Here is a 25,887-nt window from a genome sequence, read left to right as displayed (position 1 = left end):
TCTCTGAGTTAGGGCTGTCAAAGTCAGAACGAAACGGCCAGACGCGTTGCCTGGTCGATGGCGCGCAATGCGTCCAATTCGGCAGCAACATCGGCTCCGCCGATCACGTAGGGCTTGACGCCTCGCTCGGCCAAACCATCAAACAGCGTCCGGTTCGAGAGCTGTCCCGCGCAGAGGATGACAGTGTCCGCGTCCAATACGCGAGCCTCGCCATTCACGCTGTAGTGCAGGCCCTGGTCGTCAACGGCCTGGTAACTTGCTCCGGCCGTCATCGCCACGCCTGCCTTGCGCAGCTTGGCCTTGAGAATCCACCCGGTGGACTTGCCCAAGTTCTTGCCCAGTGACTCGGGCTTGCGTTGGAACATGTGGATGACGCGCTCGGTGCCGTGCTGCGCAGGCGCCTTGAGCCCGCCCGCGCTGCGAATGGCCGTATCCACACCCCAGGCATCCATGAATACCTTTGGCTTGAGCGACTCCTCGGCACTGCCGACCAGGTACTCGGCCACGTCGAAGCCGATTCCGCCCGCGCCGATGATAGCGACCTTGTTGCCCACCGGCACGCCGTTGGCCAGCACATCCAGGTAGCTGACCACCTTCGGGTGATCAAGGCCTTTGATCTCGGGCTCGCGCGGGATCACGCCCGTCGCAATCACCACCTCGTCGAACTCACCCGAACGCACACGCGCGGCGAGATCCTCCGCATCGGCTCGGGTTTTCAGATGCACCGCGACCTTCAGGCGCTCCAGCGAGACCCGGAAGTAGCGCAGCATTTCGTTGAACTCGTTCTTGCCCGGCACTTTGCGAGCCATATTCAGTTGGCCACCGAGCTGATCGCCTGCCTCGAACAAGGTGACCCGATGACCACGCTGCGCGGCATTGATCGCAAAGGCCATGCCGGCAGGCCCGCCACCGACAACGGCGAAATGCTTGGGCGCGGTGGTCTTGCTATCGTCGAACTCGATCTCGCGCCCTGCCCTCGGGTTCACCAGGCAAGTCGCCACGCGGTCGGTAAAAATGCGGTCAAGGCAGGCTTGGTTGCAGGCGATGCAGGTATTGATCTCGTCGGCGCGGTTCTCGCGCGTCTTGCGGGCGAACTCGGGATCGGCGAGCAGCGGACGGGCCATCGAAACCAGATCGGCAGCGCCGGAAGCGATGATCTCTTCAGCCACATCAGGAGCATTGATGCGGTTGGACGCCATCACCGGAATGCCGACCGCACGCTTCACGTTGCGGATCGCGTCGATCCATGCCGCACGCGGGACCGGCGCTGCCATGGTCGGCACGGACGATTCGTGCCAGCCGATGCCGGTGTTGATCATGTCGGCACCCGCCGCTTCGACCCGGCGGGCGAGTTCGGCCACTTCTTCGCCGGTCATACCCCCGTCCATCAGGTCGATGGACGAGATGCGGTAGATGACCATGAATTCGGGCGAGACCCGCGCCCGCACGGCCTTCACGATTTCAAGGGGGAAGCGGATCCGGCGATCAAAGTCGCCGCCGAACTCGTCGTCGCGCTGATTGGTCAATGCTGCGGTGAACTCGTTGATCAGGTAGCCCTCGGAGCCCATGATTTCGACACCCACGTAGCCAGCCTGCTCTGCCAGTGCCGATGTGTTCGCAAAGCTCTCGACCGTTGCCCAGACCTCTTCGGTCGTCAGCGCACGTGGAGGAAAGACGTTGATCCGCGCCTTGCCGGCCGACGGCGCCACACAGGTGGACACCTTGGCATAACGGCCTGCGTGAAGAATCTGCAGGACGATGCGTCCACCGGCCTCATTCACCGCCGAGGTGATCGCGCGATGCTCGCCCAAATCCCCGGGCTTTTGCAGCACCAGACCACCTTCATCCATCACCCCTTCGGGCACGGGGGAGTAGCCGCCGGTAAGGATGAGGCCGATCTCACCTGCGGCACGGGCCGCGTAGAAGGCCGCCAGTCTTTCATGGGGACGATCCATTGTTTCCAGGCGCGTATGCATTGCGCCCATCACCATGCGGTTCGGCAGATCTACCCCAGCGACGCGCAGGGGGCTCAGGAGGTGTGGATAGGTTGACATGTTTGTCTCTCGTGCTGGGTTTGGGGTGAGTGCAATGATCCTCGCCCCATCAATTTACGTCAAGATCATGACGTATTTTATTTGAGAAATACAGGGTTAACACCTACTTCATATAACATCTCAATCCAAATAACCATCAACATCACTACACAAATGAAAGCGATCGGCGCTACGACGATGACAGCTCCTACAGGCGTGCGGGGATGCCGAACCAGGTGTGGAACTCGCATTCGACGCGCGGCGCCCCCTCCCCCCGGCAAGGCGAGGTTGGGCTAGCAGCACCTGGCCAGGCCGCGAGGCCCCCACATCCATGCCACTCACGTGGCAGTACTCGTCTTGAGGGTCTTGAGGGTCAGTTCCGAAGCCGATCGGCCATGGTTGATGCACGCAAGCGCAATCGCTCCCACAACGCCTGCGGCACCGATGACCAGGAAGTTCTGCTCAAGAGGAAGTTGCAGGGACACGATCAACCCGATCAGCAAAGGCGCAGCGATCGCCCCCATGCGCCCGATGCCCGACGCCATGCCGATGCCGGTGGACCGAATGTCTGACGGGTAGTACTGGCCGCTGTAGGCGTAGACCACAATTTGCGCCCCCGTCGAGCAAGCCCCAACCGCTGCGATGATGAAATAGAGCACCTCCGTCGAGGTTTTCAGCGTCATCATGTACAGGAAGACGCCGCCCAACGCGTACATGCAGACCACGACCCATTTGATGTGGAACCGGTCCGCAAGCCACCCGCCGCCGATCGATCCGATCACCGCACCCACATTGAGTGCGATGACAAAACTCAATGCGGAGCCAAGGCTGTAGCCCGACATGGCCATCAGCTTCGTCAGCCAGGTGCTGAGCGCGTAGATCATGAACAAGCCAGTGAAGAAAGCCACCCAGAACATCACCGTGCTCAGTCCGCGCCCATCTTGGAACAGTTGCGCTACGGTGGCACCGGCCCCAGCATTGGTGGCCCGAGGCGGATGGAAGGTGTCGTTGGCGCCGATCTTCAACCCCGGATCGATGGATTGGGCGATCTGACGCAGTTGCGCACTGTCTCGCCGGGATACCAGGAACGACAGCGATTCAGGCATCGACTTCAGGATGAAGGGGATCAGCAGCACCGGGACACCGGCGGCAAAGAACACGATCTGCCAGCCAAACTGCGCAATGAACTGCTTTCCCAGCACGGCAGCCAGAATGCCGCCGATGGCGTAGCCGGAAAACATCACGGTCGTCAGGAAACTCCGGATCCGCTTGGGCGCGTACTCGGTCATCTGAGCTGTGATGTTCGGCATCACGCCGCCAATGCCCAGCCCCGCGATGAAGCGCGCGATGCTGAAGGTGACAGGATCTTTGGTCAGCCCCGCTGCCGCGGTGAATACGCTGAAGAGAAACACACAAAGAGAGATCGTCCAACGGCGGCCGATCTTGTCCGACAGCGCGCCCAGAAAGATAGCGCCGAACATCATCCCGAACAGAGCCGAGCTGGCCATGAAGCCAGCGGTCGCGGCTTCCACGCCCATCTCCTTCATGATGGCCGGAAGCGCCGCTCCAGCGACCGCCAAATCATAGCCATCAATGATGATGACCACGAAGCACCAGGCCAGCACCTTGGCATGGAAACGATTGAACTTGGCCTCATCGGCAAGTTCGTGCACGTTGATCTCTCGCATGGGTCTTGTCTCCTTGTTTCGGTAGGGATACATCGGAACCACGACCAAGACGTGCTACATCGGCGCGCTCATGCGAAGCACAAGCGACCAGAACAGACCTGCGCGCAGCCCATCGCTCTAGCGACGGCGCGATCTTTGCAGAGCCAGCAATTTATATCAAGTTATTGATACATAATTTCTCTAAAGACTAGGGTTTACACCTATATTTATACGGAAAATCAAACCGATCTATGCAAATATGATTACATAATTCCAAGAATCGACGCATCAGAATCATCAGCAGAATTGGGCAACTTGAGTCCGTAGTTTTGACACGTCCCCATCACCCCTCCCCCTCCGAGCAGCATGAAAGCCGTACTCATTCGTCAGTTCAGCGAGGACCCTCGCACACATCACGTCGAAGAAGTGGCCGAACCGGTTGTCGGCTCCGATGACATCCTGATCGCTGTCAAAGCAGCGTCTCTCAACTTTCCCGATCTCCTGGTCATGAGCGGGAAGTACCAAATCCTTCCCGAGCGCCCGTTCACTCCTGGAAAGGACGCAGCTGGCATCGTGGAGGCCGTCGGCCCGAACGTCCGCACCTTCAAGCAAGGGGACCACGTTGTGGCCCAAGTGGAGAACGGCTGCTTCGCAAGTCGCCTGTCCGTTCCTCAGTCGAGCGCACAAAAGATACCAACAGAAATGCCCTTCGCTGATGCGGCCGCGATGGGCCTCGTGTACCAGACGGCGTACTTTGCGCTCACGGACCGCGGCAATTTCCGCAACGGAGAGACCGTGCTGATCAGTGGAGCTGCCGGGGGTGTAGGGCTTGCCGCCGTTCAGATCGCCAAGGCCCTAGGCGCGAAAGTCCTCGCGGGCGTGACCTCGGAAGCCCAGGCGAAAGCAGTGCATCAATCCGGAGCCGATGAGGTGATTGACCTCTCGGCCGCCAACCTTCCCGAGTCCACTCGCGAGCAAGTGCATCGCGCTACGAATGGAAAAGGAGCCGACGTCTTCCTCGATCCCGTGGGCGGCGATGTGTTCGATGCGTGCATTCGCTCGCTCGCGCGGCGCGGCCGGGCGGTGATCATCGGGTTCGCCGCTGGCAAGATTCCGGTGATCAAAGGCTCCTACCTGCTGCTCAAGAACATCTCTGTCTCCGGTATGCAGTGGACGGACTACCCGACCTACTCGCCCGAGCTCGTCGCAGAGGCTCAAGCAAAACTGAACGAACTCTACCTGCAGGGACTCTTGCGCCCACACATCACGCAAGTGTTCGCTCTTGAATCTTTCGCTGACGCAGCCGCCCGGCTGACATCAAGAGGGGTGATCGGGAAGCTTGTCCTAACCATCCACTAGCACTGTTCACTACTCACTTCGGAGACTTGGATGAAAGGCTACGTGCTGGCATTCATTGACGTGGAAGATCCGTCAAGCTATGCCCCCTATGCAGCAGGCGCACCTGCAACGATCGCAGCCCATGGCGGCAAGTACCTCATCCGCAACGGAGCCAAGGAACTGCGCGAAGGAGCGCTTCCAGCAGACCGCCTCGTCGTCCTGGAGTTCCCGTCCGTGGCCCAAGCCCGCGCCTGGTACGAATCACCCGAGTACCAGGCGCTGGTACCAATTCGCCAAGGAGCCTCGAAAGGATCTCTCATGATCGTGGAAGGATTTGGCGAAGTTTCGTGAGGCGTGCAGACGGACACCCTTGCTCCCCGATCAAGCAAACGCTTGAACCACCGTTGCCGTTGCATTGCCTCGGATCCACCTCCGGCGACGTGGCGCCCTAGCCATGACGCTCAACCAGAACGCCCTACAGCGGACGATAACTCACCTCGGAATCTCGGTTCTAGCCCTCATCTTCCTCAGGGATAGCATCCATTTCCAAGGCGACCTTCGACATCCCGTCATTGAGCTGGTTAATGTGGTGCAGCAGAGAGATCTTGTCGTCGAAGCGAAAGCTTGCCACCGCTTGACGATAGAACTCGTAGATTCTTGGCTGGATTCCGTCCCAGAACGCCCGACCCGGTGGCAGCATCACAACTTTCTTGGCGCGCCTATCAGCTGGATCCACGACGCGAGCCACGTGCCCTTCGCGCTCCAGGCGCTTGAGAACCCCATCGAGACTCTGGCGGCTCACGACCAGATAGTCCGCCAGGTCGGAAAACGACATTCCATCCTTCACCTGCTTACGCGACAAGGCTCCCAGCGTCGCCCACTGGACTGTGGTGATGCCAAGCTCCTTGACGGACTGGCGATCCAAGGTGTTGCCAGCTTGGAACAGGCGAAAAAACAATCGGTTGTGAACGGCGGAAACCGATTGATCGTAGTTTTCGTTATCAGACATGCGCAGGTTAGTAGTCAGGGAGCTTCAAAGAGTTCAGAACCGAGCCATCAGGTAGCTGAACACCTCACGGGAACGACGGACAGGCGCCGTACCGCGATCCGCGAAAACGCGTCTTCCCCTAAGCGCCGCGAGCATCGACAGCCATTTGTCCATCTTAGCGGCTTTGCGCAAGGATGTTGACATAAACCCCCTTTGGATTGAAGGCCGGGCCCAAATTGCCCGTCAGGTACTCGCCAAGAGATGGGGCACTCCTCATGTCGGCGCTTTACCGCAGTTGCCGCGGTCGCCCGGATCATCGGCGTCGCCAAGAGTCGTTCAAGGAAGTCATCACCCCGCTGTCCGACAAGCTGACGCCCGCGGCCCGAAAGGAAAAGCGGCCTAGTCACACAAAGCCCATCACGGCGACGGACTTCGCGGCCGCTCGCGCAGTGTCTCGCGGCCTTGGCGCCCAGCAGTTCATCAGGGGGAAACATGGCACCCCAAACAGGAGCCAGAGCCAAGGACACCCCGGATTCACATCTACATCCTTATATACCTTAACCACCCACATCTCTCACACCACAGTAAAAGCCCCAGGTTTTCCCTAGTTTTTATATCAAGTTATTGACGTATATTCTCGGCATCCAAAAGACTTCAAGAAGTTTCACGAGACAACGTATGGGATCCGGTATCTGCTTTCCAAGGGCCGTCCACCCGGGCCGGCCCACTTCTTCCCGACAGCTTCGCACGACCGATTTAGCCACCCGGCGACGACCGAATGCGACCGAGGCCCTCGCCTCCCGCAACGCCTGACGCGCCGCTCTGCCCACCATCAGCCCGAGAAGGACGCCCATGGGATCCGACACCATCCTCGAGACCACCGATCTCACCAAGACGTTCAGTGGCTTCACTGCCGTGAACAAGGTCAACCTGCGCGTGCGCCGGGGTTCGATCCACGCCCTGATCGGCCCTAACGGCGCTGGCAAGACGACGGTGTTCAACTTGCTGACGAAGTTTCTGCCGGTGTCCAGCGGCACCATCCGCTACCGCGGCGACGACATCACCCACGAGACCCCCGCGAAAACTGCTCGCAGGGGCATCGTCCGGTCCTTCCAGATCTCGGCCACGTTCCCGCATCTCACCGTGTTGCAAAACGTGCGGGTTGCGCTTCAGCGCAGGCAAAGCGCGTCCTTCGAGTTCTGGCGCCATGAGAAAGCGTTGAGCGTGCATGACGCCAGAGCCATGGAACTGCTCGAGTCGGTCGGCCTCGGTGGCCTGGCCGGCGTGAAGGCCGTGGAACTGCCCTACGGCCGCAAGCGCGCGCTCGAACTAGCCACCACCCTGGCCCTCGAGCCAGAGCTGATGCTCCTGGATGAACCGACCCAGGGCATGGGCCACGAGGACGTGGGACAGGTGGTGGGCCTCATCCAAAAGGTCGCCGCCCACCGGACGATCCTGATGGTGGAACACAACCTGTCCGTGGTCTCCCAGTTGTGCGACACGATCACCGTGCTGCAGCGCGGCGCCATCCTCGCCGAAGGCGATTACCAGACTGTTTCGAACGACGCGCGTGTGCGAGAGGCCTATATGGGCGCCGAAGCGGAGGCAGCATGAGCGACATCCTCCTTGAAGTACGCGATCTGAACGCCTACTACGGCGAGTCCCACGTGTTGCATGGCGTTGACCTCGAAGTCCGCACGGGTGAACTCGTCACCCTGCTGGGCCGCAATGGTGCAGGCCGGACAAGCACCCTGAAGGCGATCATGAACCTCACCGACCGCAAGACCGGCGCGGTGCGATTCAAGGGCCAGGACATCGGCAAGCTCGAGCCCCATGAGATCGCCCGGCGCGGCATCGGTTACTGCCCGGAAGAGCGAGGCATCTACGCCGGCCTGTCGACGGAGGAAAACCTGCTGCTGCCACCCGTGGTGCAGCCGGGCGGCATGAGCGTGGACGAAATCTACGCCATGTTCCCCAATCTCCACGAGCGCCGTCGCAGTCCCGGCACGCGCCTTTCCGGCGGAGAGCAGCAAATGCTGGCCATGGCCCGCATCCTTCGCACCGGCGCCCGACTGCTGCTGCTCGACGAAATCACCGAAGGCCTCGCGCCGGTCATCGTGACCGCGCTGGGCAAAGCCATCCGCCAGCTCAAGGAGCGCGGCTACACGATCGTCCTCGTGGAGCAGAACTTCCGGTTCGCCGCACCGCTAGCCGATCGCCACTACGTCCTCGAGCACGGCCAGGTCGTTCTCACCATCGACCGGACCGAGCTTGCGGACCGCACCGATACCTTGCACGAACTGCTCGGTGTCTAACACCCCCACCCCACCCAGGAGACAGCCATGAAATTCAAGGCGCTGGCGCTTTGCGCCGCCATTTCCACCTTGTTCGGAGCATCGGCGCACGCGCAGATCTCCGACAACGTCGTGCGCATCGGCGTGCTGACCGACCTCTCCGGCACCTATTCCGACCTTGCAGGTCCTGGCTCGGTGGTCGCCACGCAGATGGCCATCGACGACTTCATCGCGAAGGAGAAGCCGAATTTCAAGATCGAGATGGTCACGGCGGACCACCAGAACAAGCCCGATATCGCTTCCAACAAGGCGCGCGAGTGGTTCGAGCGCGACAAGGTGGACATCGCCTCCGAGCTGGTGACCACCTCCGTCGGCCTGGCGGTGCAGAAGATCGCGAAGGAAAAGAACAAGATCGCGCTGAACACTGCGACTGCGTCGACCCGGGTCACCAACGAGGACTGCAACGACGTCACGATCCATTGGACCTACGACACCTACGCGCTGGCCAACGGCACGGCGCGTGCAATGGTGCAGAAGGGCGGGAAGAGCTGGTACTTCATCACTGCCGACTACGCGTTCGGGCATTCGCTCGAGAAAGACGCCTCCGACGTCATCAAAGCCAACGGCGGCACGGTCGTCGGGGCGGTGCGCCACCCATTCCCCGGCAATGACTTCTCGTCCTACTTGCTCCGCGCGCAGAGCTCTGGCGCGCAGGTGATCGGCCTGGCGAACGCCGGCAACGACATGATCAACACCATCAAGCAGGCGGCCGAGTTCGGCATCTCGCAGAAGCAATCCCTGGCGGGCCTGCTGGTGTTCCTGTCCGACGTCCATTCGCTTGGCCTGAACTACACCCAGAACATGTACCTGACCGAGGGGTTCTACTGGGATCTCAACGATGAGACCCGCGCCTGGTCCAAGCGCTTCTTCGAGAAACGCAAGAGCATGCCCACGATGATCCATGCGGGCCAGTATTCCGCGATCACGCATTACCTGAAGGCCGTCAAGGCCGTCAACAGCGACGACACCCAGAAGGTGTTGGCGCAGATGCGCAAGACGCCGGTCAACGACTTCTTCGCCAAGAACGGGCAGATCCGCGAGGACGGCCGCATGGTGCACGACATGTACCTGTTCCAAGTCAAGAAGCCGTCCGAGTCCAAGGCCCCCTGGGACTACTACCACGTCCGCGCGACGATTCCCGGTGCCGAGGCCTTCCAGCCGCTGTCCGCGTCGCGCTGCCCACTGATCAAGAAGTCCTGAAGTCCGGCCGGAGATCCCGATGAGCACCCAAGCCCTCCTGAGCCAGCTGCTGCTGGGCCTGATCAATGGCTCGTTCTATGCCATCCTGAGTCTGGGCCTTGCGGTGATCTTCGGCCTGCTCAACATCATCAACTTCGCCCATGGCGCGCTCTACATGATCGGCGCGTTCTGCGCTTTGCTGGCCATGCAATGGTTTGGCATCGGCTACTGGGGGGCGCTGATCATCGCCCCCGTCGTCGTGGGCGCGCTGGGGGTTCTTATCGAACGCCTGCTGCTGCGGCATCTCCACCAGCTTGACCACCTCTACGGCCTGCTGGTGACCTTCGGACTCGCTTTGATGGCCGAGGGCTTCTTCCGCTGGGCCTTCGGCATCTCGGGGGCGCCCTATCCCATCCCTGCCGCGCTGCAAGGCGGCGTGGACATCGGCATCATGTACCTGCCCCTGTATCGTGCATGGGTCGTGGTCGCCTCCCTGATCGTCTGCTTCGCGACCTGGTACGTGATCGAGCGCACGCCCATTGGAGCACGGCTGCGCGCAGCCACCGAACGCCCTCGGCTGACGCAAGCGCTGGGAATCAACGTGCCCGTCATGGTGACCGCGACCTATGCGGTCGGCGTAGCGCTGGCGGCTTATGCCGGGGTGCTGGCGGCGCCCATCATGCAGGTCAACCCGGTGATGGGATCGAACCTGATCATCGTGGTGTTCGCTGTCGTCGTGATCGGAGGCATGGGCTCGATCCTGGGCTCCATCGTCACCGGTCTGGGACTTGGTCTGCTCGAGGGCCTGACCAAGGTCTTCTATCCCGAGGCGTCGGCCATCGTCATCTTCGTCGTCATGGTCATGGTCCTGCTGGTACGTCCCGCCGGTCTCTTCGGCAAGACGGCCTGAGCGGCGCGTTCAACTCGAATCCAAGGAATCTCAGCATGCGCGCGCGCTACATCCTCCTAATCCTGCTGGCCATCGCGGCCCCCTTCTTCATCTACCCAACCTTCCTGATGAAGGTCCTGTGCTTCGCGCTGTTCGCCACGGCCTTCAACCTTTTGCTCGGCTTCGGGGGCCTGCTTTCCTTCGGTCACGCGGCCTTCTTCGGCGGCGCCGCGTACATCTGCGCGACGGTGGTCCAGCAATGGGGCCTGACGCCGGAACTGGGCATCCTGGCCGGTGCGCTGTACGCGCTGGTACTGGGGGCGATATTCGGCTGGATCGCCGTGCGCCGCGCCGGCATCTACTTCGCCATGATCACGCTGGCGCTCTCGCAGCTGATCTTCTTCCTGGCCCTGCAACTGCCCTTCACGGGTGGCGAGGAAGGCATCCAGGGTGTGCCGCGCGGCCGCCTGTTCGGTGTCCTCGACCTCTCAGACAACCTTGCGATGTACTTTTTCGTGCTCGCCGTCTGCGCAGCAGGCTTCTGGCTCATCCATCGAACCATCCACTCGCCCTTCGGACATGCGCTGACCGCGATTCGTGAAAACGAGCCCCGTGCGATCTCTCTCGGCTACGACGTGTCACGCTACAAGCTGCTGGCATTCATCCTCTCGGCGACGATGGCCGGCGTCGCCGGCGCGCTCAAGTCGCTGGTCTTCCAACTCGCGACACTGACGGACGTGCACTGGCACATGTCGGGCCAAGTGGTCCTGATGACGATCGTCGGAGGCCTAGGAACGATCTTGGGCCCTGCCGTGGGCGCGCTGACCATCGTCTCGCTGGAGAACCAACTCGCCGACCGCGTCGGCTCCTGGGTCACCGTGATCATGGGCGCAATCTTCGTGCTGTGCGTCATGCTGTTCCGCCGCGGGATAGTGGGCGAATTCAATGCGTGGCGCGAAACCCGACGCCGACGCTCCGCGCGAGGATCCTCCGGCCCGACCGACGCGCCCTGATTGCCTGCCTAGCATCCCGCTCTGACCAGATTCCCCCCCCCCGCACTCCGCGTCGGCACCGTGCTCAGTGAACTCATTCAGAGCATGCCGGCGCCGCGATCCACCCGAGACATCGGGCCCTAGCTAACCAGTGCCCGCATATGCCCATTGATCCCGTCCGCCTGAAGAATTGGCCCTTCCAAGAGGTCGTGCATGCCTACTCGGCGCGCGACACCATTCTTTACGCGCTGTCTGTCGGCCTCGGCGCCGACCCCACGGACCCCCATCAACTCCGGTACGTGTACGGAGAGGCACTTCAGGTGCTGCCGACAATGTCCCTGGTGCTGGGCGACTCCGCACTGTGGTTCCACGACCCCGAGTTCGGCCTCGACTGGTCCCGCGTGCTGTACGGTGAGGTCAGCATCGAGCTCCATGCGGCGCTGCCCAGTCAAGGGGTGGTGATCGGCCGAACGACGATCGACGACGTGATCGACAGAGGGATCAACAAGGGCGCCTTGATCTATACATCCCGCACGGTGACCGACCAATCGAGTGGACAACGGCTTTGCACAGTGCGCTCTACCTACGTCTGCAGGTCCGAGGGAGGATTCGGCGGCCCCGCTGCCACGGCTCGGCCTCTGCACGCACTCCCCGCGCGACACCCTGATGCCAGCTGCGAGCTCCCAACTCTGCCGCAGGCTGCACTGCTCTACCGCCTGAATGGGGACTCCAACCCACTGCACGCTGATCCTGTCGTGGCACAAGGCGCAGGATTCGAGCGGCCCATTCTGCATGGCCTATGCACGGTCAGCGTTGCCGGCCATGCCCTCCTCAAGACACTGTGCCACTATGACTCTGCGCGTGTTCGCAGCCTGCGCGCGCGCTTCTCCAAGCCGGTTTATCCCGGCGAAACACTCTGCACCGACATTTGGAGGGAGGCACAAGGGCTGGCGGGCTTCCGGTGCCGGGTGATCGAGCGCGGCATCGTCGTGCTCGACAACGGGTTGCTCGAGTACGAAGAAGCCTGATGCGTCAGCCGCTGGGACTGGCCATCCCAGACCGTTGGCCATTCTCCTGCGCTGAGCGCCGCGTCCTTCAGCTTCGGCAAGCTCTTCTCGGATGCCTCGGGATGCCTCGGGATGCCTCGGGATGCCTCGGGATGCCTCGGGATGCCTACAGGGTATTCCTGGGCAGACACCGGGCTCGCAGCAAAGGGGTGCAGAGGGTCAAACACACTTTGGATGCGCCGATCTAGCGTGATTGGCTCTGCAAGCCGCCTGCAATGGCTTTGATGTACTCATCCTCAAGGCCAAGCTCGATCAGCGCTTGGTGAAGTGCAAGAACATAGTCGGCGTTCGAGCCAAAGCGGCCTGCCGCCTTGGCAACCAATCGGGTAACCGTTTCCACAGATACATCCGTTTCATGCTGTGGGTGAGCAGGGTTACCCACGAAGGCCAGGGCCTCGACACTATCGCCACTAGCAAGCACAACGGGAACCCAGCTCGGCAAGTAGGCGCCCCCGGCCATCTCGCGCAGCCATAGGAGCCGCATTTCGGTGTCGACAACTTCTGGGCGGATGCGCAAGGCAACCCCCTGTACTTGTCCACCTGCTTCCAAAGCCAGCACACGGCCTGGGTGCTCTAGCGTGCCGCGGCCTGAGATCGAGCGCACGCTGAAGCTGCGATGCCATCCGTCGAGCACAGCCGGTGATTTGTCCGCCAGCTCCAGCATTGGATTCCACATCAACGAGCCGTAGGCGAACACCCAGATCATGTCGGATGGCCTGCCTTCAAGCGCTTGCGCCAGGGAACGATTGACATCTTCCTCAGACCAGGAAAAGTCTGCCGGCAACGCCAAGCGGGCCAGATAGCTTCCGTCGAGAAGGTGCTCGCGTGTCAAGATGTTCATCGGCGAAAAGGTTACCTCATGTGGTTGGACACGGGCGGCGCCTACATCCCGGCGTAGTTCGGCCCGCCGCCGCCCTCCGGGGTGACCCAGACGATGTTCTGCGTCGGGTCCTTGATGTCGCAGGTCTTGCAGTGCACGCAGTTCTGCGCGTTGATCTGCAGGCGCTCGCTGTTGTCGTCGTTCGTCACGAACTCGTAGACGCCGGCCGGGCAGTAGCGGCTCTCGGGCCCGGCGAACTTCGCGAGGTTGACCTGCACCGGCACCGCCGCATTCTTCAGCGTCAGGTGGGCCGGCTGATTTTCCTCGTGGTTGGTGTTGCTGATGAACACCGACGACAGCCTGTCGAAGCTCAGCCTGCCGTCGGGCTTGGGGTAGCTGATCGGCGAGAACTCACTCGCCGGACGCAGCGCGTTGTGGTCGGCCTTGTGGTTGTGCAGCGTCCATGGCGGGCTCTTGACGCCCAGCTTGGGCAGCAGCCACTGCTCAATGCCGGTCATCAACTGGCCGGTGGTCTTGCCCTTTTTGAACCAGAGCTTGAAGTTGCGGGTCTGCTGAAGCTCTTCGTTCAGCCAGCTCTTTTCGAAGGCTTCCGGATAGGCCGTCAGCTCGTCCTGCGCGCGGCCAGCCTCCAGCGCAGGGGCCAGCGCCTCGGCGGCCAGCATGCCGCTCTTGATGGCGGCATGGCTGCCCTTGATGCGGGCCGCGTTCAAATAGCCGGCATCGCAGCCGACCAGGCAGCCACCAGGGAAGACCGTTTTGGGCAGGGCCTGCGGCGTGCCGTTGTTGATGGCGCGGGCGCCGTAGCCGATGCGCTTGCCGCCTTCGATGTGGGCGGCGATGGCCGGGTGGGTCTTCCAGCGCTGCATTTCCTCGAAGGGGCTGATGTAGGGGTTGGCGTAGTCCAACCCGATGACGAAACCCATCGTGACCCGGCTGCCCTCGAGGTGGTAGAGGAAGCCGCCACCGAAGGTGTCGCTCTCCATCGGCCAGCCGGCCGTGTGCACGACCTTGCCGGGCTGGGCATTGTCGGCGGGGACCTCCCACAGCTCCTTGATGCCGATGGCGAAGGTCTGCACGTCCTTGCCTTCGGTCAGCTTGTACTTGGCAAGCAACTGCTTACCGAGATGGCCGCGCGCGCCCTCGGCGAAGACGGTGTACTTGCCCAGCAGCTCCATGCCGAGCTGGAAGTGGTCGGTTGGTTCGCCGTCCTTGCCCAGTCCCATGTTGCCGGTGGCCACGCCCTTCACGCGGCCCTGCTCATCGTAGAGCACCTCGGCGGCGGCGAAGCCCGGGAAGATCTCGACGCCCAGGCTCTCGGCCTGCTGGGCCATCCACTTGGTGACGTCGGACAGGCTGATGACGTAGCAGCCATGGTTGTGGAAGTTGCGCGGCACCAGCCAGTCGGGCGTGCGCGAGCTGCCCGTCGCGCTGAGGAAGAGCACGTCGTCGCCGGCGACGGGCTGACCCAGCGGGGCGCCCAGCTCCTTCCAGTTCGGGAACAGCTCCTCCATCGCGCGCGGGTCCATCACCGCGCCTGACAAAATGTGGGCGCCGGGCTCTGAGCCCTTCTCCAGCACAACGACACTGGCGTCGGGCTTGAGCTGCTTGAGCCGGATAGCGGTGGCGAGGCCCGCCGGGCCGCCGCCAACGACAACCACGTCGTACTCCATCGCTTCACGCGGGCCGTAGGTACTATGAATGTCCTCAGGGCTCATGGGTGGGTAGTCTCCATTGACTGTATTTCTGGCTATGCCACTGCTCCCCGTCCGGAAAAGCGGCCCACCGCGCCGGACAACGCGGTGATCGATTGGCTTGGAACGTCAGACTTTTTCGAGAATGACAGCGATACCCTGCCCCACACCAATACACATGGTGCACAGCGCGTAGCGGCCGCCCAGCGTGTGCAGCTGGTTCACGGCGGTGGTGGCCAGGCGTGCGCCCGAGGCGCCCAGCGGGTGGCCCAGCGCAATCGCGCCGCCCCACTGGTTGACGCGCCGGTCGTCGTCGGCGATGCCCAGGTCGCGCAGCACGGCCAGGCCCTGGGCGGCAAAGGCTTCGTTCAGCTCGATCACGTCCATCTGGGCCAGCGTCAGGCCGGTCAGCTCCAGCACCTTGCGCACGGCGGGCGCGGGACCGAAGCCCATGATGCGCGGCGCCACGCCGGCGGTGGCCATGCCGACCACGCGGGCGCGCGGCGTGAGGCCATACTGCTTGGCGGCCTCTTCATTGGCCAGCAGCAGGGCGCAGGCGCCGTCGTTCACGCCGCTGGCGTTGCCGGCGGTGACGCTGCCGTCAGGCCGCACCACGCCCTTGAGCTTGGCCAGCGCCTCCTGCGTAGTGGCGCGGGGGTGCTCGTCCTGGCTCACGACGATGGGGTCGCCCTTCTTCTGCGCGATGGACACGGGCACGATCTCTTTCGCCAGGTGGCCGGCGGCAATGGCTGCGGCGGCCTTTTGCTGCGAGGCCAGGGCCATGCGGTCTTGGGCTGCGCGCTCGATCTTGAAGTCGTCGGCCACGTTCTCGGCGGTCTCGGGCATGGAGTCCACGCCGAACTGGGCCTTCATCAGCCTGTTGACGAAGCGCCAGCCGATGGTGGTGTCGTACACGGCGTTGTTGCGGCTGAAGGCGGTTTCGGCCTTGGGCATGACGAAGGGGGCGCGGCTCATGCTTTCCACGCCGCCGGCGATCATCAAGCGGGCCTCGCCGGCCTTGATGGCGCGCGCGGCCGAGCCCACGGCATCCAGGCCCGAGCCGCACAGGCGGTTGATGGTGGCGCCGGGCACGTCGATGGGCAGGCCGGCCAGCAACGACGACATGCGCGCCACGTTGCGGTTGTCCTCGCCGGCCTGGTTGGCGCAGCCGTAGAGCACGTCGGCCACGGCGGTCCAGTCCACGTTGGGGTTGCGTTCCATCAGCGCCTTGATGGGCACGGCGCCGAGGTCGTCGGTGCGCACGCCGGCCAGGGCGCCGCCGTAGCGGCCGAAGGGGGTGCGCACGGCGTCGCAGATGAAGGCTTCTGAAGTGTTCATGATGATCTTTGAATCAGGTTGAAAGCAGCGGGTCGAGGTCGCCCAGGGTGAAGCCGAAGCCGGCCTCCTCCGCGAGACGCTGGAGATCGTTCTCGAGCTGGTCGCGATCCTGCTGGCGCGCCCAGAACACCGGGCCGCCCTCCCAGCGAGGAAAGCCATAGCCTTGCACCAGCACTACGTCGATGTCGCTGGGGCGGGACGCCACTCCTTCGGCGAACAGCAAGGCGGCCTCGTTGACCATGGCGAGTAGAGCCCGGCGTTGGATCTCTTCAGGTGCGAGCCTGCGCCGGGTGATGCCGCGCTGCGCGCTCGCCTGCTGGACCATATCGCGGACAGCCGCATCGGTGGTCTTCTCTTGCTTGCCGTCTACATAGGCGTAGTAGCCCGCACCTGTCTTGCGCCCCAGGCGCCCAGCCTCGCACAGCTGATCCAGAATGGACACGTAGCGTTCGCGCGAATCACGCGTCGCCGCCTGCGCCTTGCGCATGCGCCAGGCAATGTCGAGGCCGGAGAGATCGGCCACAGCGAACGGTCCCATCGCAAAGCCCAGCCCGGTCAGCGCGTTGTCCACATCCTCAGGCCAGGCTCCGTCCTCGAGCATGAACTCGCACTGGCGGCGGTAGGCGTTGTAGATGCGGTTGCCGATGAAGCCGAAGGCATTGCCGGTCAGCACGGGCATCTTTTTGAGGGTGGCACCGAGCGCCATGCCGGTGGCCAGCACATCAGGGGCGGTCTTTGCGCCGCGCACCACCTCCAGCAGCTTCATCACGTTGGCCGGGCTGAAGAAATGCAGCCCCAGCACATCCTGTGGCCGCAAAGTGGCCGCAGCAATCGGGTCGATGTTGAGGTAGGAGGTGTTCGTCGCCAAGACGGCACCCCGCCGCGCATGGGCGTCGATCTTGCGAAAGACCTCCTGCTTGACGGCCATGTCTTCGAAGACCGCCTCGATCACCAGGTCGACCTGCTGCAGACGTTCCCATTCGAGGCTGGTCTGAAGGCGTGCCTCATTGGACGACGCGGCATCGGCCGAGAGCTTGCCTGCAGCGACGCGCTCACGGTAGTGGTCCGTGATGCGTTGCCGCCCTCGTTCCAGCGCAGCTCCGTCCTGCTCAAGCAACAGCACGGCCAAGCCCGCGTCGAGCGCCGAGATGGCGATGCCCGAGCCCATGGTGCCAGCCCCGATCACGGCAATGGAACGCACCTCGCGCGCAGGAGCCTGAAACGCCTGCGGCAGCTTGGTGGCTTCCCGCTCGACCTTGAACTGGTATCGCAGCGCCTGGGCGGCAGTCGTGGGCACAAGGGCCAGAAACAGTTCGCGCTCCTTCTGCAGGCCTGCGTCGAACGGCAGCGTCGACGCAGCCAGCGCGTCGAGCAGCGCGCCATAAGCCGGCTGCAGCTTCTGACGGGCGGTGAGCTTCGCCCGCTGCGCAGCCACCGTGGACTGCACCTCCGCAGCATCGAGTTCGCCATCCCGAGCCCGCGGATAGGGAGCGCCCTTTTCCGCGAGCGCCGTCGCGCGCGCAGCGGCTGCGCCAATGACATCGCCGGCCACCACGTCGTCGAAAAGGCCCGACGTGGCGAGTTGTCGAGCGCCCTGGGGCTGACCGCCGGACATCAGCGCATGGGCGGCGGCAATGCCTACGAGGCGAGGCAGCCGCTGCGTTGCGCCAGAGCCGGGGATCAGGCCCAGCGTGATCTCGGGAAGCCCGATTCGGGCCTTTTCCTGTGCGATACGCCCATGGCAGCCCAGCGCCAGTTCCAAGCCACCGCCCAAGGCAACGCCGGAGATCGCGGCCACGACGGGCTTGCTGCTCGCCTCGAGACGGGCGATAACTGTGCGGAGGATGGGCTCCTGCAACTGGCGCGGCGTGCCGAACTCGGTTACGTCCGCACCGGCCGAGAATGCCTTCTCGCTACCGGTCAGCACAATGCCTCGCACGGCGGAGTCGGCCTCCGCGGCGTCGAGGTGCTGCACGATGCGTTCGCGCAATGCGTGGCCCAGACTGTTGACGGGCGGGTTGTCCAGGGCGATGACGGCGATGCCGTTGCGTATGTCGAGCATGGGCAACCTCACTCGGCCTTCATCAGCTGCTTGCCGATGACCAGTTGCTGGATCTGCGTGGTGCCTTCGTACAGGCGCAGCAGGCGCACGTCGCGGTAGAAGCGCTCGACCGGAAACTCGTTGATGTAGCCCGAGCCGCCGTGGATCTGCACGCCACGGTCGGCCACGCGGCCCACCATCTCGGTCGTGAACATCTTGGTGCACGAGGCGCGCATGCTCACTTCCGGATCGGTGACCCCAAAGGGCTTGGCGTCGTAGCGCTGGGCGGTTTCGCGCACCAACGCCCAGCCGGCCAGCAACTCGGCCTGGCTATCGGCCAGCATGGCCTGAACCAATTGGAAGTCGCCGATGCGCTGGCCGAACTGCTTGCGCTGCTGCGCGTAGGCCACACTCTCCCGCAGGATGCGCTGCGCCATGCCGCAGGCCAGCGCCGAGATGTGCAAGCGGCCACGGTCGAGCACCTTCATTGCCGTCTTGAAGCCCTTGCCTGCTTCGCCGCCGATGATGCTGGCGGCGGGAACTCGCACGTTATCGAGGTTGACGTCGCAGGTGCGCGTGCCTTTCTGTCCCATTTTCTTGTCGGACTTGCCAAGCGTCAGACCTGGCAGGCCGGCGGGGACGATGAAGGCCGAGATGCCGCCCGCGCCCGAGCCGCCGGTGCGCGCCATCAGCGTGAAGGCACCTGCGCGCGGCGCATTGGTGATGAAGCGCTTGGTGCCGCTAATCAGGTAGTCGCTGCCGTCCGCCACGGCCTTGGTCTTCAGCGAGGCAGCATCCGACCCCGCATCGGGTTCCGTGAGCGCGAAGGAGATGATCAATTCGCCGCTGGCGATGCGCGGCAGGTACTCGGCCTTCTGTTCGGGCGTGCCATCCATCAGGATGCCTTGCGAGCCGATGCCGATGTTCGTCCCCGCCACCGAGCGGAAAGCGAGCGCCGTCTGGCCGAGTTCATAGGCCACCTCGCACTCCTGTGCCATCGACAGGCCAACGCCGCCGTACTCCTCAGGAATCGAGATGCCGAACAGGCCAAGCTCTTTCATGTCGGCCACGATGTCGGCCGGTACTTCGTCGTGCTCTTCGAGATGGTTTTCGGCGGGCACCAGCCGCTCGCGGACAAAGCGTTGAACGCTGTCTTTCAGCAGTTGGAAGGTTTCTTGATCAAGCGCCATGGGGAATCTCCTTTGAATGGGCAGGATTGTTTAATGATCGAATGAACTTGACAATTAGAAAGAAAATGAACATTCTGTTCAAAAATTTCGACATATAGGATCCATGGACGCCCACGCACTCACACTCTTCGTCGACATCGTGGAAGCGGGGAATCTCAGCCTGGCCGCGCGCAACATGAAGATGAGCCGGGCCAATATCAGTTATCACCTGACCCAGCTTGAAAGGTCGGTCGGGATGCAGCTGATGCGGCGCACGACGCGGCGCGTGGAGCTCACGGACATCGGCCAGCGCCTCTACCACCACGGGTGTGTCATTCGCAATGAAGTGCTCGCCGCCAAGGAGTCGGTGGCCGTGTTCGGTAAAGGCCTGCATGGCGCGGTTCGGCTCAGCTTGCCCACCGGATTCGGGCACATGGTGATGTCCAGTTGGCTGATCGAGTTCAAGCGCCTCTATCCCGACATCGATCTCGATCTGCTGTTCGACAACCGCGTCGACGATCTCCTGCGCGACGAAGTGGACATCGCGGTGCGCGTCATGTCGGAGCCTCCGCAACAGATGGTGGCCATCGAGCTGGCCCAGGTGCGCTACGTCACCTGCGCATCGATCGACTACGCCCGCGGGCACGCGATGCCAGAGCGGCTGGAGGAACTCGGCAATGTTCCCCTGATCACGTCGGCTGTGGCAGGGCGCAACCTGAGAGTCTCGGCCTATCAAGAAGGTGAGGAACGGCGCGAACTCACGCTGCACCCCACCCTGGCATCGGAAAACTTCCAGTTCCTTCGCGAAGCCATCCTCGCCAGTCTGGGCGTCGGTCTCGTCCCCGACTATGTCGTCCGCCAGGATGTAGCCGAGGGACGCATGGTCACCGCTTTGTCCGATTGGCGCCTGAGCGTATTCGGTACCCGCATGTTCCTGCTTCGCATGCCCGGCGCCTATCAAACCGTTGCGACCCGCACGCTCATCGACTTTGTCGTCCAGAAGGCAAGGTCTTGGGCAACATAGGGTTGCGCCGGAGTTCGCTCTAGACATCTCCAGTACCTTTGATCTGGACTGAACTGGCAACCCGACAACGCCGCGTCTCAGTTGACCTGGCCGCTGCGCATCCAGCGCCCCATAGCCTGAGGGTCGGCAGAATCCACGTACTGCGAGACGCCCTTGAGCAGCCCCAGATCTAGTTGCGCGAGATCCGCCAGCTTCAACGCAAGGTGCAAGTCTTTGCTGACCACGTTGTAGATGGCGGTATAGGCCTCCTCCGAGCGCGCCCATGCGCGGTACTGCGCCCTGCCCGTTTGGGCATCGGCGGTGAGAAAATTCAGCCCAGTGCTCACGGCCAGGATCGGTGAGAGCCCCTCGAAGCTCACGCCATGCCGCTGCGCGAGCTCGATGGCCTCGGCGGTGAGGAACATGTTGGTCACGCACAGCATGTTGTTGATCACCTTGACCACCTCCGCCGCGCCCAGCGCGCCGCAATGGAAAATGCGTTCGCCCATGGCCTCCATCAGGGGCATGACGGCCTGCACGTCGGCGGCGTCGCCTCCCAACATGATGGTGAGCGTGCCCTGCTCTGCTCCCACAATGCCACCACTGATCGGCGCATCGATCAGGCGCGCACCGGCGGCTTCGATCGGGCCCTTCAGCGCCTGCAAGGTATCCGGCAAGGTAGTACTCATCATGCAGACAATGGGACGCTGCCCGGGCGCAATCGCCTGCACCAGGCCGCGCTCGCCCAACACGGCTTCCATGATCTGCGCATCATTGGCCAGGAGTACGACCACCGCATCCGCGCCTGCACAGGCAGCGACGTCAGTAGTGACCGTCGCACCCTCCTGAGCGAACGCCTCGAGCACGGCCTGGTTGCGATCGCAAACGATCAAATCGAAGCCGGCACGCCGGGCACAGCGGGCCATAGGCGCGCCCATATTGCCGACACCGATGAATGCTACGGTCTTGAGTTTCATGTGCATGTCTCCTTCGCTGCGGCGGCTCAGGCGCACCCTTTCCCGTGGGCCGGGCCTGCCACGAAGGCGCCTGACGCCACCACGGCGTCATGATTTCTTGGGATCTGCCATTCGGGCACACGGCCCGAATGCTCAGACAGGGGTACGCTGCGAGAACTTCGGCGCGCGCTTCTCCAGCAAGGCGGCGAGACCCTCCTGCGCCTCGGGGCCGCCAAACCCCATGAACTCCAGTGCCAGCGAGGTGTCGAAGATCGGACCTGCCTGGCGCAACCAGTTGTTCAGCGCGTACTTGGTCCAGCGCAGCGCTGCGGGCGCGCCGTTCGCCAGCTTCTGCGCCACCTCCAGAGCCTTCTCCTGCAGGGCGTCGTCTTCGACGGAAAGAGACACCAGCCCCAGCGCCTCGGCCTGCTCGCCGTTCAGGGGTTCGCACAGCATCAGGTGGTACTTGGCCTTGGCCATGCCACACAGCAGCGGCCAAACGATGGCCGCGTGGTCGCCCGGCGCAACGCCCAGCTTGGTGTGGCCGTCCACGATGCGCGCCGTCTTGGCCGCGATGGAAATATCGGCCAGTAGGGCTGCCACCAGACCCGCACCGACTGCCGGGCCATGGATGGCCGAGACGATGGGCTTCGAGCAGTTGATGATGTTGTAGACCAGGTCGCGCGACTCTCGCCACACCCTGGCACGCACGTTGAAATCGTCCGTCATCTCCTTGAGCATGGTGAAGTCGCCGCCCGCGGAGAAGGCGCGCCCTGCGCCGCGCAGCACGACAACACTGACGTCCGGGTCGGTATCGATTTCGCGCCAAACATCGGCAAGTTCGGCATGGCCGCGCGAATCGAGGGCGTTCATGCGCTCGGGCTTGTTCAAGGTCAGGCGCAGTACACCCTCCAGCGGACGATCGAACTCGATGGCTTCATAGCCTTGATAACGGTTGCTCTGGGTCATGTTCAGCTCCAAGGTAGTGAGAGGGTCAGACGAGGCCGGTGAGATAGAAAACGGCAATCACGAACAGGGCTGCCAAGGTCTTGATCAGCGTGATTGCAAAGATGTCCTTGTAGGCTTGCCGGTGCGTGAGCCCCGTAACCGCAAGCAAGGTGATGACCGCGCCGTTGTGCGGCAAGGTGTCCATACCGCCGCTGGCCATGGCCACAACGCGGTGCAGCACCTCCATCGGAATATGGGCGGCGTTGGCCGCAGCGATCAGGTTCTCCGACATGGCCGCCAGCGCGATGCTCATGCCGCCCGACGCCGAGCCTGTAATGCCCGCCAGCGTGCTCACGGAGACTGCCGCATTCAGCAACGGGTCCGGCACGCTGTGCAGAGCGTCCCGGATGACCAGGAAGCCGGGCAGCGCGGCGATGACCCCGCCGAAGCCATATTCGGATGCGGTGTTCATGGATGCCAGCATCGCCCCGCCCACGGCAGCCTTGCTGCCCTCGGCAAAACGCTGCTTCACCGCAGAGAACGCAGTAGCCAACACGACAAGAATGCCCAGCAGCAGCGCTCCTTGCACCGCCCAGACTGCCGTCAAGCCGGCGATTTGGGTTTCCACGGGCTTGGCCAGCCCCGGAAGGCTGACGCTGTGGAGTGCGCCGTACCACTGGGGGATCGCTTTCGTCAGCCAGAAGTTACCGATCCCCACCACGAGCAGCGGGAGCACGGCCAACAGCGGCGATGGGAGCTGCTTCCCTGCCAGTTGCTGCGGCTCATTGGTGTGATCGGAACCATAGCCCTCGCCGTTCCTGGCCGCTACGCGGCGGCGCCACTCCAGATACGCCAGGCCAGTCACGGCCAGGAACAAGGCGCCCAGCACGCCAAGCACCGGTGCCGCCCATGAGGTGGTGTTGAAGAAGGTCGTCGGAATGATGTTTTGGATCTGCGGCGTGCCGGGCAACGAGTCCATCGTGAACGAAAAGGCGCCCAGGGCAATCGCCCCGGGCATCAAGCGCTTGGGAATATTGCTTTGCCGATAGAGTTCAGCCGCAAACGGATACACCGCGAACACGACGACGAACACCGATACGCCGCCATAGGTCAGCAGTGCGCAGACCGAGACGATGATGAGATTGGCTCTGGAGCGGCCAAAGTAGCGGATCGCGGTCGCCACAATCGATTCCGCGAACCCCGACAACTCGATCGCTTTGCCAAACACCGCCCCCAGCATGAAAACCGGGAAGTACAGTTTGAGAAAGCCCGCCATTTTCTCCATGAAGACGCCGGCGAATACCGGTGCGACGGCGGATGGCTCGAAAAAAATAACGGCACCGAGTGCCGCAATCGGCGCCGCCAATATGACACTGTAGCCGCGGTATGCGGCGAGCATCAAAAATACCAGGGCGCACAGCACCACAACGAATGACATATTTGTCTCCAATGCCTATTATTTCTACGGCTGCGGCAAATAATTAGAAGCCGAGCGTGGCGTTAGTCGCCGAGCACCTACGAGCAAATATTCGCTGAAGGCTTTTAAATTATCTGGTGCACCATTGCTTCGCGAAAGAAAACGATTGCACCCTTGTTGTGCACTGATGCACAATAAGCCTATGAAACAGCTTCCGGAATGGAATGACCTAAGAGTCTTCTTGATGGTGGCCCGCCTGGGCACGATTTCTTTGGCCGGAGAGAGGTTGGGTATCGAGCACTCCACGGTCTCGCGCCGCATCGACCGTCTGGAAGAGAAGCTGGGCGCGGTGTTGTTCGACCGTCGCCGCAGCGGCTACACGCTCACCGACGCCGGTCGAAGGCTGATTCCAAATGCCGAGAAGATGGAGGCTGCCCTGCTCGAAGCGGTTGAGCAGAGCCTGGGCCAGGCGGAAGTCATCGAAGGCACGGTGCGGGTGGGAACGCCCGAGGCCTTCGGCATCCACGTCCTCGCGCCCAGCTTGGCGCGGTTGCGTGATCAGCACCCTGGGCTGCACATCGAGTTGATGGCACAACCCCAGTTCCCCAGCCTCGTGACCCGGGAGGTCGAGATTCTGGTGACCCTGGAGCCCCCGGAAGCGGGTCGCTACAAGGTCGCAAGGCTGGCGCAGGTGGACTACTTCCTGTATTGCTCACCCGGCTACCGGACCTCGCACCCACCCATCCGGGAACTTGGTGACGTGGTCCACCAAGAGTTCGTGGACTACATCCACGACGGATCGGTCAGCGATCGCTACCGGATCCTGCAAGAGTTGACGCCCAACGCGCGTCGCAGCTTTTCTACCACCAGCGTCCTGGCTCAACGCACAGCAGCGGCGGCGGGCCTGGGCCTTGTCCTGCTGACGCCGTATGTCGCGCGCCAGGGCAACGACCTTGTGTGCGTTTTTCCCGACCAGCCGCTGATGACGCGTGGCCTGTGGATTGCCGCGCCAGAAGATCTGCTGAAGATCAGGCGCTACCGCTTTGTCTGGGACCACATTCGCCAACTGATCGAGCAGCATCCGGATCTGTTCCGCCGCCCGAGCTGATCGCAGAATGCGCAATCAAATTGTCATCGTTGTGCATAGGTGCACCCTTATTTTGCACCCATAGCTGTTGCCGAATCGGCCGCTGCCTCGCTAGCATCAGCCTATTGAATGGCATTTCCTCGCCATTTGATTTGTCTTGAAAGGCTGATTCGGAAATGAGAAAGATATATGGAGACTCGGCGGCCGCTTTAGGCGATGTGGTCAAAAGCGGCCAAACCATTGCCGTCGGGGGTTTTGGCTTGTGCGGAATTCCCTCCGCTTTGATCGAAGCACTGCGCGACAGCGGCGTCAATGGGCTGACCTGCATCAGCAATAACGCCGGGGTCGATGATTTTGGACTGGGATTGCTGCTGCAAACCCGCCAGATCAAGCGCATGGTTTCTTCCTACGTGGGAGAAAACAAGGAATTCGAGCGGCAATACCTGAACGGGGAGTTGGAGCTTGAATTCAATCCGCAGGGCACGCTGGCCGAGCGGCTGCGCGCCGGCGGCGCGGGCATACCCGCCTTTTTCACGCGTACCGGCGTTGGCACGGTGGTAGCCGAGAACAAGGAAACGCGCGAATTCGACGGGCAAACCTATGTCATGGAGCGTGCCTTGAGAGCGGATGTTTCCCTGGTCAAGGCCAAGAAGGCGGACTCATCGGGCAATCTGGTGTTCTCCCGCACCGCGCGCAATTTCAATCCTGAAGTGGCCATGGCCGGGACTGTGACGATCGCCGAAGTGGAAGAGATCGTGGACTTGGGCCAACTGGACCCCGATGAGGTGCATCTTCCCGGCATCTTTGTGGATCGCATCGTCGTCGTTCCGAATCCCGAGAAGCGCATCGAGCGCAAGAGCTTCCGCACCCGCAACCTTTGAGAGATCGA

The 25,887-nt window shown here is 62.6% G+C and carries 22 protein-coding genes; 11 read left to right on the top strand and 11 right to left on the bottom strand.

Annotated features, from left to right (window positions below; all coding sequences use genetic code 11):
* Positions 1 to 23: 23 nt before the first annotated feature.
* Positions 24 to 2,054, bottom strand: a complete 2,031-nt coding sequence (locus ACFSCU_RS18335) for an oxidoreductase (RefSeq protein ID WP_311234601.1) — start codon at positions 2,052 to 2,054, stop codon at positions 24 to 26.
* 317 nt (positions 2,055 to 2,371) lie between these two features.
* Positions 2,372 to 3,721, bottom strand: a complete 1,350-nt coding sequence (locus ACFSCU_RS18330; RefSeq protein WP_180551544.1) for an MFS transporter — start codon at positions 3,719 to 3,721, stop codon at positions 2,372 to 2,374.
* Positions 3,722 to 4,066: 345 nt separating this feature from the next.
* Between ACFSCU_RS18330 and ACFSCU_RS18325 the strand changes: the two genes are divergently transcribed.
* Positions 4,067 to 5,059 (top strand): NADPH:quinone oxidoreductase family protein, encoded by a 993-nt coding sequence (locus ACFSCU_RS18325; RefSeq protein WP_180551545.1) that lies wholly within the window; start codon positions 4,067 to 4,069, stop codon positions 5,057 to 5,059.
* A gap of 30 nt (positions 5,060 to 5,089) precedes the next feature.
* Positions 5,090 to 5,389: a DUF1330 domain-containing protein gene (locus tag ACFSCU_RS18320; protein ID WP_180551546.1), complete on the top strand. Its 300-nt coding sequence runs from the start codon at positions 5,090 to 5,092 to the stop codon at positions 5,387 to 5,389.
* A gap of 160 nt (positions 5,390 to 5,549) precedes the next feature.
* Here ACFSCU_RS18320 and ACFSCU_RS18315 read toward each other — a convergent pair whose 3' ends face one another.
* Positions 5,550 to 6,047 carry a MarR family winged helix-turn-helix transcriptional regulator gene (locus tag ACFSCU_RS18315; RefSeq protein ID WP_311234600.1) on the bottom strand — a complete coding sequence of 166 codons (498 nt, stop codon included), beginning with the start codon at positions 6,045 to 6,047 and terminating at the stop codon, positions 5,550 to 5,552.
* An 831-nt stretch (positions 6,048 to 6,878) separates the two neighbouring features.
* Here ACFSCU_RS18315 and ACFSCU_RS18310 point away from each other — a divergent pair.
* The 6 genes from ACFSCU_RS18310 to ACFSCU_RS18285 all read left to right on the top strand — a co-directional run bounded on the left by ACFSCU_RS18310 (position 6,879) and on the right by ACFSCU_RS18285 (position 12,468).
* Positions 6,879 to 7,640 (top strand): ABC transporter ATP-binding protein, encoded by a 762-nt coding sequence (locus ACFSCU_RS18310; protein WP_311234599.1) that lies wholly within the window; start codon positions 6,879 to 6,881, stop codon positions 7,638 to 7,640.
* Entirely contained in the window at positions 7,637 to 8,341 is a 705-nt protein-coding gene (locus tag ACFSCU_RS18305; RefSeq protein WP_180551547.1) for an ABC transporter ATP-binding protein, read from the top strand. Before ACFSCU_RS18310 ends, ACFSCU_RS18305 begins: the two co-directional genes overlap by 4 nt.
* Before the next feature lie 27 nt (positions 8,342 to 8,368).
* Positions 8,369 to 9,580: an ABC transporter substrate-binding protein gene (locus ACFSCU_RS18300; protein WP_311234598.1), complete on the top strand. Its 1,212-nt coding sequence runs from the start codon at positions 8,369 to 8,371 to the stop codon at positions 9,578 to 9,580.
* Between the two features lie 19 nt (positions 9,581 to 9,599).
* Positions 9,600 to 10,469: a branched-chain amino acid ABC transporter permease gene (locus tag ACFSCU_RS18295; RefSeq protein ID WP_311234597.1), complete on the top strand. Its 870-nt coding sequence runs from the start codon at positions 9,600 to 9,602 to the stop codon at positions 10,467 to 10,469.
* Positions 10,470 to 10,504: 35 nt separating this feature from the next.
* Positions 10,505 to 11,461, top strand: coding sequence for a branched-chain amino acid ABC transporter permease (locus tag ACFSCU_RS18290; protein ID WP_180551548.1), 957 nt, complete (start codon positions 10,505 to 10,507; stop codon positions 11,459 to 11,461).
* 140 nt (positions 11,462 to 11,601) lie between these two features.
* Positions 11,602 to 12,468 (top strand): MaoC/PaaZ C-terminal domain-containing protein, encoded by an 867-nt coding sequence (locus ACFSCU_RS18285; protein WP_311234596.1) that lies wholly within the window; start codon positions 11,602 to 11,604, stop codon positions 12,466 to 12,468.
* A 223-nt stretch (positions 12,469 to 12,691) separates the two neighbouring features.
* On the opposite strand, the gene ACFSCU_RS18280 is transcribed toward ACFSCU_RS18285, so the two are convergent.
* From ACFSCU_RS18280 to ACFSCU_RS18260, 5 genes are all read right to left on the bottom strand, one after another.
* Entirely contained in the window at positions 12,692 to 13,348 is a 657-nt protein-coding gene (locus ACFSCU_RS18280; protein ID WP_311234595.1) for a gamma-glutamylcyclotransferase, read from the bottom strand.
* Positions 13,349 to 13,389: 41 nt separating this feature from the next.
* Positions 13,390 to 15,063 (bottom strand): electron transfer flavoprotein-ubiquinone oxidoreductase, encoded by a 1,674-nt coding sequence (locus ACFSCU_RS18275; RefSeq protein WP_180551549.1) that lies wholly within the window; start codon positions 15,061 to 15,063, stop codon positions 13,390 to 13,392.
* 105 nt (positions 15,064 to 15,168) lie between these two features.
* Positions 15,169 to 16,377 carry a 3-oxoadipyl-CoA thiolase gene (gene pcaF, locus ACFSCU_RS18270; RefSeq protein ID WP_377561322.1) on the bottom strand — a complete coding sequence of 403 codons (1,209 nt, stop codon included), beginning with the start codon at positions 16,375 to 16,377 and terminating at the stop codon, positions 15,169 to 15,171.
* A 13-nt stretch (positions 16,378 to 16,390) separates the two neighbouring features.
* On the bottom strand, positions 16,391 to 18,439 hold the full coding sequence (locus tag ACFSCU_RS18265; protein ID WP_311234593.1) for a 3-hydroxyacyl-CoA dehydrogenase NAD-binding domain-containing protein: 2,049 nt from the start codon (positions 18,437 to 18,439) through the stop codon (positions 16,391 to 16,393).
* Positions 18,440 to 18,447: 8 nt separating this feature from the next.
* Positions 18,448 to 19,608, bottom strand: coding sequence for an acyl-CoA dehydrogenase family protein (locus tag ACFSCU_RS18260; protein ID WP_180551550.1), 1,161 nt, complete (start codon positions 19,606 to 19,608; stop codon positions 18,448 to 18,450).
* Between the two features lie 103 nt (positions 19,609 to 19,711).
* Between ACFSCU_RS18260 and ACFSCU_RS18255 the strand changes: the two genes are divergently transcribed.
* Positions 19,712 to 20,611, top strand: a complete 900-nt coding sequence (locus ACFSCU_RS18255) for a LysR family transcriptional regulator (RefSeq protein WP_180551551.1) — start codon at positions 19,712 to 19,714, stop codon at positions 20,609 to 20,611.
* Between the two features lie 77 nt (positions 20,612 to 20,688).
* Here the strand turns inward: ACFSCU_RS18255 and ACFSCU_RS18250 are convergent, their stop codons facing one another.
* The 3 genes from ACFSCU_RS18250 to ACFSCU_RS18240 form a co-directional block, all read right to left on the bottom strand.
* Positions 20,689 to 21,567 carry an NAD(P)-dependent oxidoreductase gene (locus ACFSCU_RS18250; RefSeq protein ID WP_180551552.1) on the bottom strand — a complete coding sequence of 293 codons (879 nt, stop codon included), beginning with the start codon at positions 21,565 to 21,567 and terminating at the stop codon, positions 20,689 to 20,691.
* 132 nt (positions 21,568 to 21,699) lie between these two features.
* Entirely contained in the window at positions 21,700 to 22,515 is an 816-nt protein-coding gene (locus ACFSCU_RS18245; protein WP_180551553.1) for an enoyl-CoA hydratase/isomerase family protein, read from the bottom strand.
* Between the two features lie 25 nt (positions 22,516 to 22,540).
* Positions 22,541 to 23,932 (bottom strand): GntP family permease, encoded by a 1,392-nt coding sequence (locus ACFSCU_RS18240; RefSeq protein WP_311234592.1) that lies wholly within the window; start codon positions 23,930 to 23,932, stop codon positions 22,541 to 22,543.
* A gap of 145 nt (positions 23,933 to 24,077) precedes the next feature.
* Here ACFSCU_RS18240 and ACFSCU_RS18235 point away from each other — a divergent pair, with 145 nt between their 5' ends.
* The gene (locus tag ACFSCU_RS18235; protein ID WP_180551888.1) at positions 24,078 to 25,019 is read left to right on the top strand and encodes a LysR family transcriptional regulator; all 942 of its coding nucleotides are present in this window, start codon (positions 24,078 to 24,080) and stop codon (positions 25,017 to 25,019) included.
* Between the two features lie 155 nt (positions 25,020 to 25,174).
* Positions 25,175 to 25,879, top strand: coding sequence for a CoA transferase subunit A (locus ACFSCU_RS18230; RefSeq protein WP_311234591.1), 705 nt, complete (start codon positions 25,175 to 25,177; stop codon positions 25,877 to 25,879).
* Positions 25,880 to 25,887 lie beyond the last annotated feature (8 nt).

The sequence above is a fragment of the Ottowia beijingensis genome, from assembly GCF_042680925.1.
In the GTDB taxonomy this organism is placed as follows: domain Bacteria; phylum Pseudomonadota; class Gammaproteobacteria; order Burkholderiales; family Burkholderiaceae_C; genus Ottowia; species Ottowia beijingensis.
The sequence above is the reverse complement of the archived record's forward strand: the minus strand, read 5'-3'. Positions and strand labels throughout refer to the sequence as shown.